A 16,566-nucleotide genomic window follows, 5' to 3' on the forward strand; every position below is an offset into this window, starting at 1 on the left:
GGGCTTCGGCTGCAAGTTTTCTTCCGTCTTCTTTTTCCATTGGGGAGAAATGGGGATTAATGTTGAAATTTCAATATTTAATTGCCGAATCTATAAGGAGAAAAACATGCCGCACTTATTGATGGAATACACCGATAATCTGGATATCGACGCTAAAAATACGCTGAGGGCACTGAATCAAACTTTGCTGAACAGCGGTGAATTTTCAGCCGGTCACATCAAAAGCCGCGCTTTGTGTCTGCATGATTATTGTGTGGATAAAGGCGAGGAAGGTGATGCATTCGTGCACCTGACTTTATCGCTTTTGAGCGGCCGCAGTATTGCCACCAAAACGGTGCTGGCCGAGGCTTTGCGTGCCACGCTCGAGCCTTTGGCGCATGCGGATGTGCGTTTGCAGATGACGGTGGATGTGCGCGATATGCAGCGCGAATGTTATGCCAAAGCTGTGCGTTTGCCGGAATGATGGGCTGATTAAAAGGCCGTCTGAAAGGTTTTCAGACGGCCTTTTGATTGCTTGCAGACCGGATTCCTGAATCTGGTATTCAATCGTTCGAGCCTAAAAGATATAGTGAAATGTTTAAAAAAGTGACACAACGGGTAGGTTGGGTTGAAAACCCAACAAGCCCACAGGCCGTCTGAAACGTTGGGTTTGCAACCCAACCTACGCCGCTGAATCTGGTATTCAATCATCCGAGCCTAAAAGAGTGTCGGATTCGAGAGTCCGGCCTGCTCAGGTGTTTTCAGGTTAGCGCCTTGTTGGTTTGAATGGGGTAGAGGAAAAAGGCCGTCTGAAAATCTTTCAGACGGCCTTTCAATCGGCTTTATCAGCCAATCATATCACCTGCTTATTCGGCTTGCTCTTTGCGCGGCTCGCGGGCGGGGGCTTCGAGCAGGGCTTTGATGGAGAGGCGCACGCGGCCGCGGTCGTCTACTTCCAGCGCTTTCACGTTGACCGTTTGACCCACTTTCAGGTAATCGCCGACATTGTTGACGCGTTCGTGCGCGATTTGGCTGATGTGCACCAAGCCGTCTTTGCCCGGCATCACCGACACAATTGCGCCGACGTTGTTGTCGAGAATTTTCAACACGGTGCCTTCATACACTTTGCCCACTTCCACTTCGGCGGTGATTTGCTCGATGCGTTTTTTGGCGGCATTGCCGGCTTCTTCGCTGGTGGCGGCGATGGTGATGGTGCCGTCTTCCGCGATGTTGATTTCGGTGCCGGTTTCAGCGGTGAGTGCGCGGATGGTTTCGCCGCCTTTGCCGATTACGTCGCGGATTTTATCTTGGCTGATTTTCATGGTGTAGAGGCGCGGTGCGTGGGCAGAGAGCTCTTGCGGGCCTTCTACCGCAGCTTGCATTTGGCCCAGAATGTGGAAACGCGCTTCTTTGGCCTGCTCCAAGGCAATCTGCATGATTTCTTTGGTGATGCCTTGGATTTTGATGTCCATTTGCAGCGCGGTAACACCATCGGTGGTGCCGGCCACTTTGAAATCCATGTCGCCGAGGTGGTCTTCATCGCCCAGAATATCGGTGAGCACGGCAAATTTGTTGCCTTCTAAAATCAAGCCCATGGCGATGCCGGCCACGTGGGCTTTGAGCGGCACGCCGGCCGACAAGAGGCTCAGGCAGCCGCCGCACACGGAAGCCATTGAAGAAGAGCCGTTGGATTCGGTGATTTCGGAAACCACGCGCATGGTGTAGCTGAAATCTTCCGGCGCGGGCAACACGGCCAAAAGGGCGCGTTTGGCCAGGCGGCCGTGGCCGATTTCGCGGCGTTTGGGCGCGCCCATGCGGCCGACTTCGCCGGTGGAATAGGGCGGGAAATTATAATGCAGCATAAAGCGGTCGGTGTATTCGCCGCTCAAGGCATCGATGATTTGCTCGTCGCGCGAAGTGCCCAAAGTGGCCACGGCCAAGGCTTGGGTTTCGCCGCGGGTGAACAAAGCCGAGCCGTGGGTGCGCGGCAGCACACCGGTTTGGATGTCGATGGGGCGCACGGTGCGGGTGTCGCGGCCGTCGATACGCGGTTGGCCGTCGAGAATCTGGCCGCGCACCACGTCGGCTTCAAGCTGCTTGAAGATGCCTTTGATTTGGTTGGCGGCCAAGGTGTCGGTGTCTTCCGTGATCAGCGCTTCTTTTACTGCCGCCCAGGCTTCATCGAGCTTGGTGGTGCGGGCTTGTTTTTGGCGGATTTTAAACGCTTCGGCAATCGCATCGGCGGCGATTTCGCGGATTTTGGCTTCTAATGCGGCATCGGTTTCGGCCGGCTGCCATGCCCACACTTCGGGGTTGACTTCATCGGCCAATTCATTAATGGCGCCAATCACTGCCTGCAATTGCTCGTGGCCGAACACCACCGCGCCCAGCATCACGCTTTCGGGCAATTGTTGTGCTTCCGATTCCACCATCAGCACGGCTTTTTGGGTGCCGGCCACCACCAAATCCAGCTGTGAAGTTTCCAGCTCGGTTTTGGTCGGGTTGAGCAGGTATTGGCCGTTGGCATAGCCCACGCGTGCGGCGCCGATGGGGCCGGCAAAAGGTACGCCGCTGAGCACCAGCGCGGCAGATGCGCCGATCATGGCGGGAATGTCGGAATCGATTTCGGGATCAACCGATACCACCATCGCTACGATTTGGATGTCGTGATAGAAGCCTTCGGGGAAGAGCGGGCGGATGGGGCGGTCGATCAGGCGGCTGGTGAGGATTTCTTTTTCACTCTGCTTGCCTTCGCGCTTGAAGAAGCCGCCGGGGATTTTGCCGGCTGCATAGGTGCGCTCGAGGTAATCCACGGTGAGCGGGAAAAAATCTTGGCCGGCTTTCACGGTTTTGGCGGCGGTAACGGCCACCAGCACCACGGTGTCGCCCATGGATACTTTTACCGAAGCGGAAGCCTGGCGCGCGATTTCGCCGGTTTCGATGCTGACGGTTTGGTTGCCGTATTGGAAGGTTTTGATATGTTTGTTGAACATGGTTTTCTCTCGGTTGGTGCCGCACCGCTAAAACACTAATGATGCACACGAAGCCATGCGCATGGTTAGGGTTTCAGGCTGGTGCGGCGGGGTAGATATATTTTCAGACGGCCTTTTGTTTGAGGCCGTCTGAAAGCGGATTATAGCAAATAATCTGCGGCTTTTGAGTGGTGATGCCGAAATAAACAGGCCGTCTGAAAAATAGGTTCAGACGGCCTGTTGTCGATAGGATTAGGGTGGCTGCCATTGCCCGCATGGATAATTTTGTTTCTCTCTGCGCTTTATTGCGTAAACCGGCTGCGTTGGCATGCAAAGCGGCGGCATTGTTTTGTTTTCTGCATGAATTTGTTCGGATGCCGCCGTATTATCAGCGTTGTTTCAATCCATTATACTGTGCGCTTCTTTGATTTTGTAGGGAGCAAACAGATGAACAAACCTTATCATCTTACCTGCCATATGGCGGTATCGATAGACGGCAAAGCCAGCGGCGGTTTTTTGGAGAACCCGCGTTTTGCTGCGCACAACGAAGATTATTTCCGACTTTTTCATCAATATAACCAAACCAGCCGCAATTGGATTTGCGGGCGGGTGTCGATGGCGCAGGCGATTACGCAAAACCGTGTGGCCGACACCGCTGCGTTTAAAGGCAAAACTGCCAGCCGTGAAGATTTTGTCGGCACAATTGCCGAGCGCCGTTTTGCCATTGCGCTGGATCCCGACGGCAAGCTGGGCTGGACGCAAAACACCATCGGCGATGAATATCCCGCGCTCAAAGGTGATCACATCATCACCATTTTGAGCGAGCGCGTGGCCGATGAATACCTGCTTTATTTACAATCGCTCGGCATATCCTATATTTTCGCCGGCAAAGAAAAGCCGCTGTCGATGAAAACCGCGCTGGACAAATTGCACCGCCTGTTTGGCCTGGATGATTTTCTGTTGGTTGGCGGCGGCTACATCAACGGCAGCTTTATGCAGGAAGGCCTGATCGACACCATCAGCCTGATTCAAACGCCGCTGGTAGAAAGCCGCGCCGATTCGGTATCGCTGTTTCAATCGGATAAGGGCGGCAATGTGCTGCCGGCCTATCGGGTAACGCAGCATGAGCTGTTTGACGATGGGGCGCTGCGGCTGATTTATCAGAGGGCCGATGAGCAATGAAAACGGTTTGGTTGAACAATACATTTCCATTCATCATTGAAAGATAAGTTTGAAAAAAATGCTATTCATCATTTTGGGCGCTATCGCGCTATTGGCCGCTGCCGTGGCGGCTTATCTGCAACTGCCCGTATTCGGCGCCGCGCCTGAGGGCGAGCGGCTGGCGCGCATTCAGCAATCGCCAAATTATCGCGACGGCAAATTCCAAAACCTTTCCGACACGCCGATACTCACCGGCGACAATTCCGCCCTCAAAAGCACTTGGAATCTATTGTTTAATGCCGATAAAAATGTCAAACCCGCCGCGCCCGTGCCATCGGTGAAAACCGATTTGCACACGCTGCCGCAGGAGCGCAATTGGTATGTGTGGCTGGGGCATTCATCTTATTTGATGCAGATTGACGGCAAACGCTTTTTGATAGACCCGGTGCTGGTGTCGGCCAGCCCCGTGCCTTTTGGCGGCACGCCTTATGCCGGCGCGGATATTTATCAACCTGCCGACATTCCGCCGGTGGATTATGTGATTATCAGCCACGACCATTACGACCATCTCGATTACGGCACCCTGCGCGAGATTCAGCCCAAAATCGGTAAAATCATCAGCGGCCTCGGCGTGGGTGCACATTTGGAGCGCTGGGGTTTTACGCCGCAGCAACTGATTGAGTTGGACTGGCAGGAAGCCGTATCGCTCAGCCCCGAAATCCGCCTAACCGCCTTGCCCGCCCGCCATTCATCGGGGCGCAGCATCAAGCAAAACCAAACCTTGTGGGCATCGTTTATGCTGGAAGCGCCGTCTGAAACCGTGTATATCGGCGGCGACAGCGGCTACGACCCCGTGTTTAAAGAAATAGGTGCGGCGTTTCCCAACATCAGCCTGGCAATTTTGGAAAACGGCCAATACGACAAAGACTGGGCAAATATCCATTTCCTGCCCGAGCATTTGGTGCAGGTGGTGCACGATTTGAATCCAAAGCGCCTGCTGTCGGTGCACAACAGCAAATTCACCTTGGCCAAACACGCTTGGGACGAGCCGATGCGGCTGCTCTCTGCCGCTGCCGAGCGGGAAAACCTGCCGCTGCTCACCCCGAAAATCGGCGAAGTGGTGTATTTGGATGATGAGAACCAAATATTTGAAAAATGGTGGGAAGCTGTGCCTGCACGTTAAGCACCGTTTTAAGAGAACAAGGCCGTCTGAAACGTTTCAGACGGCCTTGGCTTTCAGTGCGTAGGTCGGATTCCTGAATCCGACGCTTGTTCGCAGAACAAGGTTTTCAAGGCTGCGGCAAATGTCGGAGACAAGTATCCAGACTGCAATTTCAGGCGAAATTTTGTTTGCACAAGAGCGGATTTGGGTTTTGTAGAGCCGTTTGAAAAGGCCGTCTGAAACTTTCAGACGGCCTTTTCATTCAGCGCAATACCTTATTCGCCGTAATAGGCTTTGGTGAGGATTTCTTCCATGTCGGCCACCATCGGCAGGCGCGGGTTGGCGGGGGAGCATTGGTCTTCATAAGCCATCATTGCCAGCTCGCGGCGGGCTTCCATAAAGGCTTTTTCATCCAGGCCTTGCTCTTTAAACGACATTTTGATGCCCACTTTGCGCGCCAGCTCGTCGCAGGCTTTGGCAAACGATGCCACGCCTTCGGCCGGGGTGCTGCACGGCAGGCCGAGGGTGCGGGCGATTTCTTGGTATTTCACATCGGCTTTGTAATAGTTGTATTTCGGCCAAGTGGCTGTTTTCTGCGGGCGCGTGCCGTTGTAGCGGATAACGTGCGGCAGGAAAATGGCGTTGGTGCGGCCGTGCGGGGTGTGGAATTTGCCGCCCACTTTGTGCGAGAGCGAGTGGTTCATGCCCAAAAAAGCGTTGGCAAAGGCCATGCCGGCGATGGTGGAAGCGTTGTGCATGCGCTCGCGCGCTTCGGGGTCGGCGGCGCCGTGTTTGTAGGAGCGCTCTAAAAATTCAAACACAAGCTTGATGGCTTGCAGCGCGAGGCCGTCGGTGAAATCGTTGGCGAGCACAGACACATAGGCTTCCACGGCGTGGGTGAGCACATCCAAGCCGGTGTCGGCGGTTACGCTGGCGGGCACGGTCATGGTGAACGAGGGATCCACAATGGCGATGGTGGGCGTGAGCGAATAGTCGGCAATCGGGTATTTTTTGTCGCCGTCGCTGATCACGGTAAACGGGGTCACTTCGGAGCCTGTGCCCGAGGTGGTGGGAATGCCGATGAATTTGGCTTTGCGGCCAAGCTCGGGAAAGCGGAAGGCGCGTTTGCGGATATCCATGAATTTTTGCACCAAGTCTTCAAAATCGACGTTGGGCTGCTCGTAGAAAAGCCACATGGCTTTGGCCGCATCCATGGCTGAGCCGCCGCCCAGTGCGATGATGGTGTCAGGCTGGAAGCTGTGCATCAGGTCGGTGCCTTTATACACGGTTTGCACGCTCGGGTCGGTTTCCACATCGGTAAACAATTGCACGGTAACTTTGTTTTTGCGCAGGTTGAGCTGATGGGTGATTTTGTCGACAAAGCCCAAATCCACCATGGAGCGGTCGGTGACGATCATCACTTTTTCGCAATCTTTCATGTCTTGCAGGTATTGGATGGAATCGCGTTCGAAGTAGATTTTTGAGGGCACTTTAAACCATTGCATATTGTTTCTCCGGCGGCCTACTTTTTTGATGTTTAAAAGATTCACGGCGCTCACGTTGTTGCCGACGGAGTTTTTGCCGTAGGAGCCGCAGCCTAAGGTGAGCGAGGGCAGAAAGGCGTTGTACACATCGCCGATGCCGCCGAAAGTAGAGGGTGAATTCCAAATCACGCGGATGGCTTTCACGCGCTCGCCGAAGGTTTTGGCCAGCGCTTCATCGGCGGTGTGGATAGCGGCGGAGTGGCCGAGGCCGTCGAATTCCACCATTTGTTCGGCCAATTTCAAGCCCTCTTCGGTGGAATCGGCTTTGAGCATGGCCAGCACGGGCGAGAGTTTTTCGCGGGTGAGCGGCTCGTTGGGGCCCACTTCGCTGCATTCGGCCACGAGGATATTGGTTTTCTCGGGCACGCTGAAGCCGGCTTGTTCGGCAATCCAGGCGGCCGGTTTGCCCACCACGGCGGCATTCAATTTGGCGCCGCCGCAGCTTTTGCTGCCGGCTTTTACGCCGAAGATGAATTCTTCGAGCAGCGCTTTTTCTTTTTTGTTGACGAAATACACGCCGTAAGATTTGAATTCGTTTACCAAATCGGCATAAATTTCTTTATCGGCAATCACCGCCTGCTCGCTGGCGCAAATCATGCCGTTGTCGAATGCTTTGGACATCACGATGTCGTGCGCGGCTTGTTTGATGTTGGCGCTTTTCTCCACATAAGCGGGCACGTTGCCGGCGCCCACGCCCAGAGCGGGTTTGCCGCAGGAATAAGCGGCTTCCACCATGGCGTTGCCGCCGGTGGCCAAAATGGTGGCCACGCCGGGGTGTTTCATCAGCGATGAAGTGCCTTCCATAGAGGGCTTTTCAATCCATTGCACGCAATTGGCCGGGGCGCCTGCGGCAATGGCGGCATCGCGCACGATTTGGGCGGCATGCGCCGAGCATTGTTGGGCGGAAGGGTGAAAGGCAAAGATAATCGGATTGCGGGTTTTCAGCGCAATCAAGGCTTTGAAAATGGTGGTGGAAGTGGGGTTGGTGGTGGGAATAATGCCGCACACCACACCCACGGGGTCGGCGATTTCGGTGATACCGGTTACATCGTCTTCGCTGATGATGCCCACGGTTTTCAAATCGCGCAGGCGGCGCACCACGTTTTCGCAGGCAAACAGGTTTTTGGTGGCTTTGTCTTCAAACACGCCGCGGCCGGTTTCTTCCACCGCGTGCATGGCCAGCACGCCGTGTTTGTCGAGCGCGGCAATCGAGGCTTTGGCCACGATATAGTCGATTTGCTCTTGATTGAGCTTGCGGAAATCATCCAGCGCGGTGAGGCCGTTGGCCACCAAAGTATTCACCTCGGCTTGGGCGGGGCTGATGGTGGTGTCGACAGATGCGTTCATAAGAAATGCTCCTGATTTAGAATAATGATAAAAGTAGGATAGAAATTTATGGTGACAGTATAGGTAGGATTGTTACGGAATGATTTGATGCAGGTCATATAAGTAATTAAATTACTTTAAATCGTTTATGCTTGACGGCTTTTTAGCTTGGGTTGATTAATTATCTGATTAATATACATTAATTTTTTGTAATTGTGAAAGCTGAAAAGTATTCAGACGGCCTTTAAAAGACATGTTGTTTTTTATTGAATAAATGGAAGAGGCAATCAAATCAAAACATGATGGCAATATAGATATGCATTGTGCAAAATTTGCTAATAAGTAATCAAATAAAGGCCGTCTGAAACGTTTGGCTGTGGAAAACGTTTCAGACGGCCTTTGGTAAGCCTGCCGCCAACTTACAGCAGCGCTTCGATATCGTCGGCAAGCTCGGCGGGCGACACGCTGGGGGCAAAGCGTTTCACCACTTCGCCGTCGCGGTTGACCAGAAATTTGGTGAAATTCCATTTGATGTCGCTGCCTTCGCGCTTTTCGCCCAGCGAGGCCAATTTGAGTAGGAAATCTTTGAATTTCTGGCCGCCGCTGTCTTCAGGTTGTTGCGCTTTCAGAAAGGTGTAGAGCGGGCTGGCGTGCGCGCCGTTGACATCGATTTTGCCGAAAATTTTAAATTTGGTGCCGAATTTCATCTGGCACACTTGCGCGATTTCTTCGCTGCTTTCCGGCGCTTGTTCGCGAAATTGGTTGCTGGGAAAATCGAGAATTTCCAAGCCTTGCGGCGCATATTGCGCATAAAGACTTTGCAGCTCTTCATATTGCGGGGTGAGGCCGCAGCGGGTGGCGGTGTTGACGATAAGCAGCACTTTGCCTTTGTAGTCGGACAATGCCACTTCGTTGCCTTGGGCATCGGGCAGGGTGAAATCGTAAATAGAAGCCATGGTTTTTCCTTTTGCGTGGTTGTTTATTTATTGCAGAATCGCGCCGATGGTGGCAGGTGTGTTGGCTGCCAGCGTTTCGGGTGCGGTTTTTTGGATGAAATCCAGTTGCTCGAAAGCGGCGATGGCTTGCTGCGTGTCGGCGCGGGCGTGGGCGGCGAAAATTTCCGGATAACGCAGCTTCAGCGTGAGCAGACACACGCCCAGCATCACTTGCGGCCATTCGCGGGCGGCGGCGTGAAAAGCCGGTGCGAGCGGCAGCGCGCGGGCGATGGCTTCGAGGTTGCGTTGCACCAGAAAATGGCCGCGGCTTTCACCGGCTTTTTTCTCGAGCTTGAACGCATTCACGGTGTTGTCGAGCAGCGCCATGGCATAGCCGATGGCGCCGAAACCGGCTTCTGTGGGCGCTTGCGGCTCGAGATATTGGCAAATCAGCAGGCTGTTGTAAATCGCTTCGCCCGCATCGGTGATGAGCACGGGCAGCTGGCTGAACGGATTTTGCGCGGCCAATTCGGGCGGGTTTTGCCAAGGGTCGGTAAAAATAAGCTGCATATCGTGCCGGCCGAGCAGGTAGGCGCGAATCAGGCAAAGCCGGCCGTAAGGGGATGTGTGGCTAACATAAAGCTGCATGGCGGTGCTCCTTTTGTTGAGCTGAGAAGATGTATCATACCAAATCTAAAAAATAGGCCGGCTGCGTTGCCTCACCTTGCCGCATTAGCTGTGCTGTTGCAGGCTTCCGCCCTGTTATCTTGTTTTTTAGGGTTGGTATAACTTGCTTGCCGCTCAGCCAGCATGCTGCTGGCGATAACGATTTCAATGGGCAGGTCGGATTCTTGAATCCGACGCTTGTTCGCAGAACAAGGATTCAGCGCTGCGGCAAGTGTCGGATACAAGTATCTGATTTGCAGTTTTCTTGGCCGTCTGAAAAGTTTCAGACGGCATCAGATAATGATGTCAAGGTGCAGGCAAACCGAAGGCTTGTTTCAGCATGGATTGCAGGGCAATTATTAAGTTTATCAGCCATAGATGGGCGGCGGGCAGAGCTTCGGACGTGCTTGCTTGGCGGCTGTAGCTTGGCGGATTGGGAACCACTATAGCACTTCGCGGCGGCGGGCGCATAAAAAACGCCGCTCGGCGAGAGCGGCGTTTTGTGCATCAAAATGATTATTTGCGCAAGCCCAAACGGGTGATCAGGTTGCGGTAAGTGTCGGCGTCGGTGCGGCGCAGGTAAGAAAGCAGGCGGCGGCGGGCGCTGACCATTTTCAACAGGCCGCGACGGCTGTGGTGATCTTTAGCGTTGGCTTTGAAGTGGGGGGTTAAGTCGTTGATGCGGAAAGTGAGCAGCGCAACTTGCACTTCAGAAGAGCCGGTGTCGCCTTCTTTGCGTTGGAAATCTTTGATGATTTGGGCTTTTTGTTCTACGGTCAATGCCATTTTGGAAACTCCGAAAATAAAGTGAACCTTGCGGTTCGGACAAGTTTGCCAAGCCGGAACCTGTGCAAACTCCTGAATCCGCCTGATGAATCAAGCGAAAGGCGGATTATGCCATAACTTTGGCGGTTTTGCACGTTTGGCGGGAGATTTTTCGGGTGGGTGTGGTAAGGCCGTCTGAAAGGTTGAAAGCTTTACAAAACGCCCTTGCCGTCACTCCTGCCTGCGCGGGTGCGACAAATATCTGGTTTTGCAAAGCTTTCAAGTTTTCAGACGGCCTGCCGGTTTATGCGGCGGTGTTCATCAAACGCACGGCTTTCAAGCGGCCTTTGTCGGCCAAATAATCTGCCAAACCAATAAATCCACCGTTTTCGCTATACACGCGTATCGGTGTGCCGGCAGGTAAATTAACGGCATGAAACTCGGGCTGCTGGCCGAATTTGAGCATTTTCACACTTTCATCATCCAGCGTGATGCGGGGCAGGTGCTGCACCAACACATCGCAGGGCAGTAAAAGCGTATCGCGCGCAGCTTCGTCGAGGGCTTCGAGCGCTTCGAGGCTGTGGGTTTGGCTGATGTTGAAACCAGCGGTTTCGGTGCGGCGCAGGGCGGTGAGATGGGCGAAAGTGCCGATGTGTTTGGCGATGTCTTCGCTTAAGGTGCGGATATAAGTGCCTTTGCTGCAACGCACGTTTATCACGGCTTGCGGCGCATCGAAGGCTTCAACATTAATCGAATAAATGGTGATGTCGCGCGCTTTGCGTTCGATAACGATGCCTTTGCGGGCGTATTCGTAGAGCGGGTGGCCTTCATGTTTGAGCGCGGAAAACATCGGCGGCACTTGGCGGATGGCACCGGTGAGCGCTTGGCAGGCCGTCTGAAACTCGGCCGCTGAAATATCGGCACGGGCGGTGGCGATGATTTCGCCCTCGGCATCGCCCGTGCTGCTGGCTTCACCGAGTTTAAGCGTGGCGGTGTAGGCTTTGTCGGCATCGAGCAGGTATTGGGCAAACTTGGTGGCTTCGCCGAAACACACAGGCAATAAGCCGGTGGCGAGCGGATCGAGCACGCCGGTGTGGCCGGCTTTTTCGGCGCGGTAGAGGCGGCGGGCTTTTTGCAGCGCGGTGTTGCTCGATATGCCTTGCGGTTTGTCGAGCAGCAACACGCCGTTAACGGGGCGTTTGGGGGGGGTGGGATTCATGTGTTCAGACGGTTTTGTGTGGTGTGATAGGTGTGGTGGTAGTGTTGCATGGCTTGGGCGATTTCTTGTCGCGGCAAGGCCGCATCGATAAGCGGGATGATTATTGCTGAATAGCCAAGCCAATAGCCGGGTCGCAGCAAGAGTCGTTTCCACGGTGTTTGCATACGGATAAAATCATTCTCGTCGGTCAGTGTGATGCTAATATTCCAGCAAGCGGTAAGAAAGTGAACCTTAACTGGCTCTAGGCGGATGTGTTGGACATGCGCCCATGGAATCAGGCTGCCAGTAGCGAGTGTTGTGCTGTAATCGTAAAAGCCTTCTGAAGTCAGTATCAGCACGGCGGGGCGTTTGAGCTGGCACAACCAACCAATGCCCATTAGCCCAAAAAATAGGAGACCAAACATTTCAAACGCTAGTGTGAAGGTGTAGGTATGCGGGCGCTTTAAAATGTGCAGAAAGCCGACAGTCATCAGTACAGATAGGATGACCATTAAAGCGGTGCGGTAACGGTTGCGGCGGATGGTTAATGGTGGCATGGAGTATTGGCCGTCTGAAAAGGTTTCAGACGGCTTGTTGTCAATAATGGGTTAAGGCAGCCAGCGAAACTGATACAAACGGGTGGTGGTGCTTGTTTTGCCATTGCCATCGGTTTTGCTTTCCGTTGCTTTCACTTCGCTGGGCTGCAGGGTTTGGGTGTTTATTTGGGCGGTAATGATGGTGCTTTTGCTGATTTTTCCTTTAACTTCCTGCCATTCTGCCTGCGTTGCGGGTGTGGGCGCTTTTTTGAGGTTGTGGTCAAAATTTTCCATAACCGTTTCCAACTCCAGATTTTGAGCGGGCTGAAGGGTGGCGGTGTATTTTAAGGTTAGGTTGTTTTTTGACGCGTTTACAAGCTGATAATTGGTTTTTCTGATTAAAGGCAGGCCGAATGATGTTTCATTATCGGTTTGATTGAGCGGGAATGTTGCAGGGTTTTCTTGCGCCCACAAACAAACCCAGTAACACCAAGGCTCTTGCATGGTTTTGAGTTTGAGGGCTTCGTTGAGCTTTTTATCCAGCTCACTATTTTGGGTTTGATTTGGGTTGTTGTTGCCCAAGTGATTGATAAGGCGGTAATAAGCATCCCATTGCGGAATATCCAGCGGCATTCCTTCTTTGCTGATCACCACATCAGGGGCAAGGGCATAGAGTGTTTCTGTAAGCGTTTTGAGCTCTTTGGCGGGCGGTGTGCCGTTGATGGACATCATTTCGGCATTGCTTGTATGCAGCAAAAAAGTATTGTCCGGTTGCGGCAGCAGCCGAATGCGGTATCGGGTTTTAATGGTTTGGTCAGCCGATTGGATGGTTTCTGTTACTTCGGCCTGATGTTGTTGCCAATTAAATACCAGTGGCGCAGCATAGAGATTCAACGATGCTGCTGCCACAATGCCTGCGCACAAGATTTTTTTCATGTGTTAATCGTCTACCGGTTTTTCGGCGGCCACTTCGTCAATCAATTGCGAAATGCTCATGCCGCGCTCAACCGATTCGTCGTATTCAAAATGCAGCTCTGGCGTGCGGAACACGGTGATGCGTTTGGATAATTCGCTGCGCAAAAAGCCTTTGGCGTGTTCGAGCGCTTCGGCGGTTACTTCGCGGGCTTTGTCGTCGAGCACGGTGTAGTAAACGGTGGCGTGGCTGTAATCGCGGGTCACTTCTACATCGTTGATGGTGATAAAGCCGGCGCGCGGGTCTTTCAGGCCAGTGCGCACCAATTCGGCCAGCTCGCGCATGATTTGTTCTTTCACGCGGTCGACGCGGGCATAGCCGCGGGCGGGTTTTCTCATGGGGGTGTCCTTTTCATTATTAAAGAGGCCGTCTGAAACCGTGTTCAGACGGCCTGAAGATTGCCCGCCATTATAGCTGAAAACGGACGCAAAAAACGGCACCTGAAAAGATGCCGTGGTGAAAGATTCGCTCCGCCATCAAGCCGGATGCATAAAGCTTTCTATTTGCTGCAGGCTGATTTCGGGCGTGGCACCGTGGTAAGAGGCCACCAGCGCGCCCAGTGCGCAGGCAAAGGCGAGTGCTTCTTGCGGCGCGGCGGCATTGAGCAGCTTGTAGGTGAGGCCGGCCAAAAAGCTGTCGCCCGAGCCCACGGTGTCGGCCACTTTCACGCGAAAGCCGCTGTTGTGGTAAATCTGGCCTTCTTGATAATACATGGCGCCGTGGCTGCCGAGGGTAACGCAGATTTTGGCCGCGCCGCTCAAATCGGCCAAAAAGCGGATGTTTTGCTCGAGCGAATGGTATTTGGAGCCGAGCGTGCTGGCGATTTCATGCAGCTCGTCATCGTTGAGCTTCACCAAGTCGGCCAGCTTCATGGTGGCCAAAATGCGCTCAATGTCGTAATGCGGCGGGCGCAGGTTAACATCGAAAATTTTGAATTTGGCCTGCTCGAGCAATTGCGCCAGCGATGCACGCGACACTTCATCGCGGGTGGAGAGGCTGCCGAAAATAAACGCATCCGATTCGGCCACGCGCGCCAAGGCGGCCGGCTCCACTTCGATGCGGTCCCACGCGCAGGGGTAAACGATGTCGTAAGAAGCGCTGCCGCTGCGATCAAGCTTCACCTTTACCAGGCTGGTGGCTTGGGTTTTATCTACCTGCAAAAGGTTGCTGTGAACATTTTTTTCTTCAATCTGGCGCAGCAATTCCGCGCCGTCGGCATCATCGCCGCGGCGGCTGATGATGCTGGCATCCGCACCGAGCGAGCGCAGCCGCACCAACACATTCAGCGGCGCACCGCCGAGCACTTTGCCATCGGGAAAATCATCCCACAACACTTCGCCGAAGCTGGTCACTTTCATAATGTATCTTCCTTGATCAGAGATTTGGACAATTCCTCAAGCGGTACGCCTTTGGTTTCTGGCATCATAAACATGACGAATAAAAGCTGCAACACCATCATCGCGGTAAACACGACAAACACCCATGCCGCGCCTATGCTGTCAAACAAAAACGGAATGGCGGCGGGAATGGCGGCGGCCAGCACCCAGTGGGTGGAGCTGCCGAGCGATTGGCCTTGTGCGCGCAGGTGGCCGGGGAAAATTTCGGAAATAAACACCCAAATCACCGTGCCCTGGCCGATGGCGTGCGCCGCGATAAAGAGGAAGAAAAACAGCGGCACCGCCATGCCTTGCCAGTGCATGAAAAAGGCCAGCGATACCAAGCCCAAAGAAATAATATAGCCAAACGAGCCGATATACATCAATTGGCGGCGGCCGAATTTGTCGATTAGAGCCAAGCCCACAAAAGTGAAAATCAGGTTCACAATGCCGATGCCCACGCTGCTGAGCATGGCGGCGCTTTTTTCCAAACCGGCAATTTCAAAAATGCGCGGAGCGTAATACAGAAAAGCATTGATGCCCGACACTTGGTTGAAAAAGGCAATCAGAAAAGCGAGCAACACCGGCGTGCGGTATTTTTTCAGCCACATGCTTTCTTTTTTGTGCGCGCTATCGGCTTTGGCTGCGGCTGCCAGCTCTTCAAAATCGGCATCGGGATTAATCTGCTTCAACACCGCGCGCGCTTCTTCATAGCGGCCTTTCATCATCAGCCAGCGCGGCGACATCGGCACGGTCAACACCATTAAGGTGTAGATGATGGCCGGCAGCACCTGTATGCCCAGCATCCAGCGCCAAGTGTTGGCGCCCAAATCGAGACTGGTAAACATAAAATTCGACAAATAAGCCATCAAAATGCCGAACACGATATTGAATTGATACATCGCCACCAAGCGGCCGCGTTTGTCGGGCGGCGCTATTTCAGACACATAGGCCGGCGCGGCAATGGTCGAAGCGCCCACACCCAGCCCGCCCAAAAAACGGAAAGCGGCAAACAGCCACGGGTCGGAAACCAGCGCCGAGCCGGCCGCGCCGATGATATAGAGAAAACCGATTAAAATCAGCGTTTTCTTGCGGCCGAGGCGGTCAGTGGGAATGCTGCCGAAAAGCGCACCGATGACCGTACCCCACAATGCCGACGACATCACCACCACGCCGTGAAACAGGCTGGAGCTCTGCCACATTTCCTGCAAAGCCTGATCGGCACCTGAAATGACAACGGTGTCAAAGCCGAACAAAAAACCGGCCAAGGCAACCGTAATCGACCAGAAAAGAAGTTTATGCTGGTTCATGAAGCGTCCTTTAATTATGCTGAGTTGAGGAGTGCCGCTTTCAAACGGCTTGTTTTCAGCAGCAGGCGCAAAGCGCGGCTGCACGGTTTCATCATGAGGTGTGAGAAAGTGCTTCAGACGGCCTTATATTCAGATTTATACCTTGCCGCAAAGGGCTGTAATAAAACTAAACGATTTTGTTAAGCGCATTATTATGAAAACAAAATAAGCTGGCAACTGTTTGTTTGCGAGATGTGGAAGAAATTTGATGCACGGCAAAAAAGCGGCCGCTGTTGGGGGGGGGGCGAGGGTGTTTCTATCTAATTGATGTTTATCGTTTAATTTGATAAACCTTCAAGAAGGGTATGAGGTATATAAATTGGAAAAATAAACTTATGTTTTCAGACGGCCTGAAAAACTTGAAAATCTGATTATGTATATAGAAATTAAAATTCAGGAAAACCTGTGATTCAGCTTTTTTATATTGAGTTGGTGCTGGCTTTCTGCGCGTTTCTGTTTGGTTTGGTTGCAAAATTGAATTATCCTACATGCGCATTTTTGTTGGGTGCGGGATGCACGGCGGCAGCTTGCTAGGGTCTGTTCACAATTACTTGTCATAACATTGAATAAAAAGGAAAGCAGGTGTAAAAAGGGAGCTCTCACACAACCCTAATACACCTGCCA

Annotated in this window: 14 protein-coding genes; 3 read left to right on the plus strand and 11 right to left on the minus strand. The window is 53.2% G+C overall.

Annotation, left to right across the window (positions count from 1 at the left end; translation table 11 throughout):
* Positions 1-106 precede the first annotated feature (106 nt).
* On the plus strand, positions 107-463 hold the full coding sequence (locus tag EV680_RS10865) for a 5-carboxymethyl-2-hydroxymuconate Delta-isomerase (RefSeq protein WP_132954767.1): 357 nt from the start codon (positions 107-109) through the stop codon (positions 461-463).
* Between the two features lie 382 nt (positions 464-845).
* Here the strand turns inward: EV680_RS10865 and pnp are convergent, their stop codons facing one another.
* On the minus strand, positions 846-2,972 hold the full coding sequence (gene pnp / locus EV680_RS10870; RefSeq protein ID WP_132954768.1) for a polyribonucleotide nucleotidyltransferase: 2,127 nt from the start codon (positions 2,970-2,972) through the stop codon (positions 846-848).
* A 426-nt stretch (positions 2,973-3,398) separates the two neighbouring features.
* On the opposite strand from pnp, the gene EV680_RS10875 reads away from it, so the two are divergent.
* Together EV680_RS10875 and EV680_RS10880 are read left to right on the plus strand one after the other, a co-directional pair.
* Positions 3,399-4,133, plus strand: coding sequence for a dihydrofolate reductase family protein (locus EV680_RS10875; protein ID WP_165870943.1), 735 nt, complete (start codon positions 3,399-3,401; stop codon positions 4,131-4,133).
* 58 nt (positions 4,134-4,191) lie between these two features.
* Complete coding sequence (locus tag EV680_RS10880; protein WP_132954770.1) at positions 4,192-5,295, plus strand: MBL fold metallo-hydrolase; 1,104 nt, start codon at positions 4,192-4,194, stop codon at positions 5,293-5,295.
* A gap of 254 nt (positions 5,296-5,549) precedes the next feature.
* Here EV680_RS10880 and adhE read toward each other — a convergent pair whose 3' ends face one another.
* The 10 genes from adhE to EV680_RS10930 all read right to left on the minus strand — a co-directional run bounded on the left by adhE (position 5,550) and on the right by EV680_RS10930 (position 16,020).
* Positions 5,550-8,165, minus strand: a complete 2,616-nt coding sequence (adhE, locus tag EV680_RS10885) for a bifunctional acetaldehyde-CoA/alcohol dehydrogenase (RefSeq protein WP_132954771.1) — start codon at positions 8,163-8,165, stop codon at positions 5,550-5,552.
* Positions 8,166-8,563: 398 nt separating this feature from the next.
* Entirely contained in the window at positions 8,564-9,100 is a 537-nt protein-coding gene (locus EV680_RS10890; RefSeq protein ID WP_132954772.1) for a glutathione peroxidase, read from the minus strand.
* 27 nt (positions 9,101-9,127) lie between these two features.
* A complete protein-coding gene (locus EV680_RS10895; RefSeq protein ID WP_132954773.1) occupies positions 9,128-9,727 on the minus strand; it encodes a glutathione S-transferase N-terminal domain-containing protein in 600 nt (199 codons plus the stop codon).
* 534 nt (positions 9,728-10,261) lie between these two features.
* Positions 10,262-10,531 carry a 30S ribosomal protein S15 gene (rpsO, locus tag EV680_RS10900; protein ID WP_132954774.1) on the minus strand — a complete coding sequence of 90 codons (270 nt, stop codon included), beginning with the start codon at positions 10,529-10,531 and terminating at the stop codon, positions 10,262-10,264.
* A gap of 283 nt (positions 10,532-10,814) precedes the next feature.
* Positions 10,815-11,729, minus strand: a complete 915-nt coding sequence (gene truB / locus EV680_RS10905) for a tRNA pseudouridine(55) synthase TruB (protein ID WP_132954775.1) — start codon at positions 11,727-11,729, stop codon at positions 10,815-10,817.
* Positions 11,726-12,265 (minus strand): STM3941 family protein, encoded by a 540-nt coding sequence (locus EV680_RS10910; protein WP_132954776.1) that lies wholly within the window; start codon positions 12,263-12,265, stop codon positions 11,726-11,728. Before EV680_RS10910 ends, truB begins: the two co-directional genes overlap by 4 nt.
* A 51-nt stretch (positions 12,266-12,316) precedes the next feature.
* Entirely contained in the window at positions 12,317-13,180 is an 864-nt protein-coding gene (locus EV680_RS10915; protein ID WP_132954777.1) for a hypothetical protein, read from the minus strand.
* Positions 13,181-13,183: 3 nt separating this feature from the next.
* Positions 13,184-13,555 carry a 30S ribosome-binding factor RbfA gene (rbfA, locus tag EV680_RS10920; RefSeq protein ID WP_132954778.1) on the minus strand — a complete coding sequence of 124 codons (372 nt, stop codon included), beginning with the start codon at positions 13,553-13,555 and terminating at the stop codon, positions 13,184-13,186.
* Between the two features lie 138 nt (positions 13,556-13,693).
* On the minus strand, positions 13,694-14,575 hold the full coding sequence (locus EV680_RS10925; RefSeq protein WP_132954779.1) for a carbohydrate kinase family protein: 882 nt from the start codon (positions 14,573-14,575) through the stop codon (positions 13,694-13,696).
* Complete coding sequence (locus EV680_RS10930) at positions 14,572-16,020, minus strand: sugar porter family MFS transporter (RefSeq protein ID WP_132954780.1); 1,449 nt, start codon at positions 16,018-16,020, stop codon at positions 14,572-14,574. The genes EV680_RS10925 and EV680_RS10930 overlap by 4 nt, the downstream gene beginning before the upstream one ends.
* Positions 16,021-16,566 lie beyond the last annotated feature (546 nt).

The organism is Uruburuella suis, assembly GCF_004341385.1.
Classification (GTDB): Bacteria; Pseudomonadota; Gammaproteobacteria; order Burkholderiales; family Neisseriaceae; genus Neisseria; species Neisseria suis.

Coding starts and splice junctions, on each gene's coding strand:
- EV680_RS10865 (WP_132954767.1), top strand. CDS start 107: ATGCCGCACTTATTGATGGAATACACCGATAATCTGGATATCGACGCT.
- pnp (WP_132954768.1), bottom strand. CDS start 2,972: ATGTTCAACAAACATATCAAAACCTTCCAATACGGCAACCAAACCGTC.
- EV680_RS10875 (WP_165870943.1), top strand. CDS start 3,399: ATGAACAAACCTTATCATCTTACCTGCCATATGGCGGTATCGATAGAC.
- EV680_RS10880 (WP_132954770.1), top strand. CDS start 4,192: ATGCTATTCATCATTTTGGGCGCTATCGCGCTATTGGCCGCTGCCGTG.
- adhE (WP_132954771.1), bottom strand. CDS start 8,165: ATGAACGCATCTGTCGACACCACCATCAGCCCCGCCCAAGCCGAGGTG.
- EV680_RS10890 (WP_132954772.1), bottom strand. CDS start 9,100: ATGGCTTCTATTTACGATTTCACCCTGCCCGATGCCCAAGGCAACGAA.
- EV680_RS10895 (WP_132954773.1), bottom strand. CDS start 9,727: ATGCAGCTTTATGTTAGCCACACATCCCCTTACGGCCGGCTTTGCCTG.
- rpsO (WP_132954774.1), bottom strand. CDS start 10,531: ATGGCATTGACCGTAGAACAAAAAGCCCAAATCATCAAAGATTTCCAA.
- truB (WP_132954775.1), bottom strand. CDS start 11,729: ATGAATCCCACCCCCCCCAAACGCCCCGTTAACGGCGTGTTGCTGCTC.
- EV680_RS10910 (WP_132954776.1), bottom strand. CDS start 12,265: ATGCCACCATTAACCATCCGCCGCAACCGTTACCGCACCGCTTTAATG.
- EV680_RS10915 (WP_132954777.1), bottom strand. CDS start 13,180: ATGAAAAAAATCTTGTGCGCAGGCATTGTGGCAGCAGCATCGTTGAAT.
- rbfA (WP_132954778.1), bottom strand. CDS start 13,555: ATGAGAAAACCCGCCCGCGGCTATGCCCGCGTCGACCGCGTGAAAGAA.
- EV680_RS10925 (WP_132954779.1), bottom strand. CDS start 14,575: ATGAAAGTGACCAGCTTCGGCGAAGTGTTGTGGGATGATTTTCCCGAT.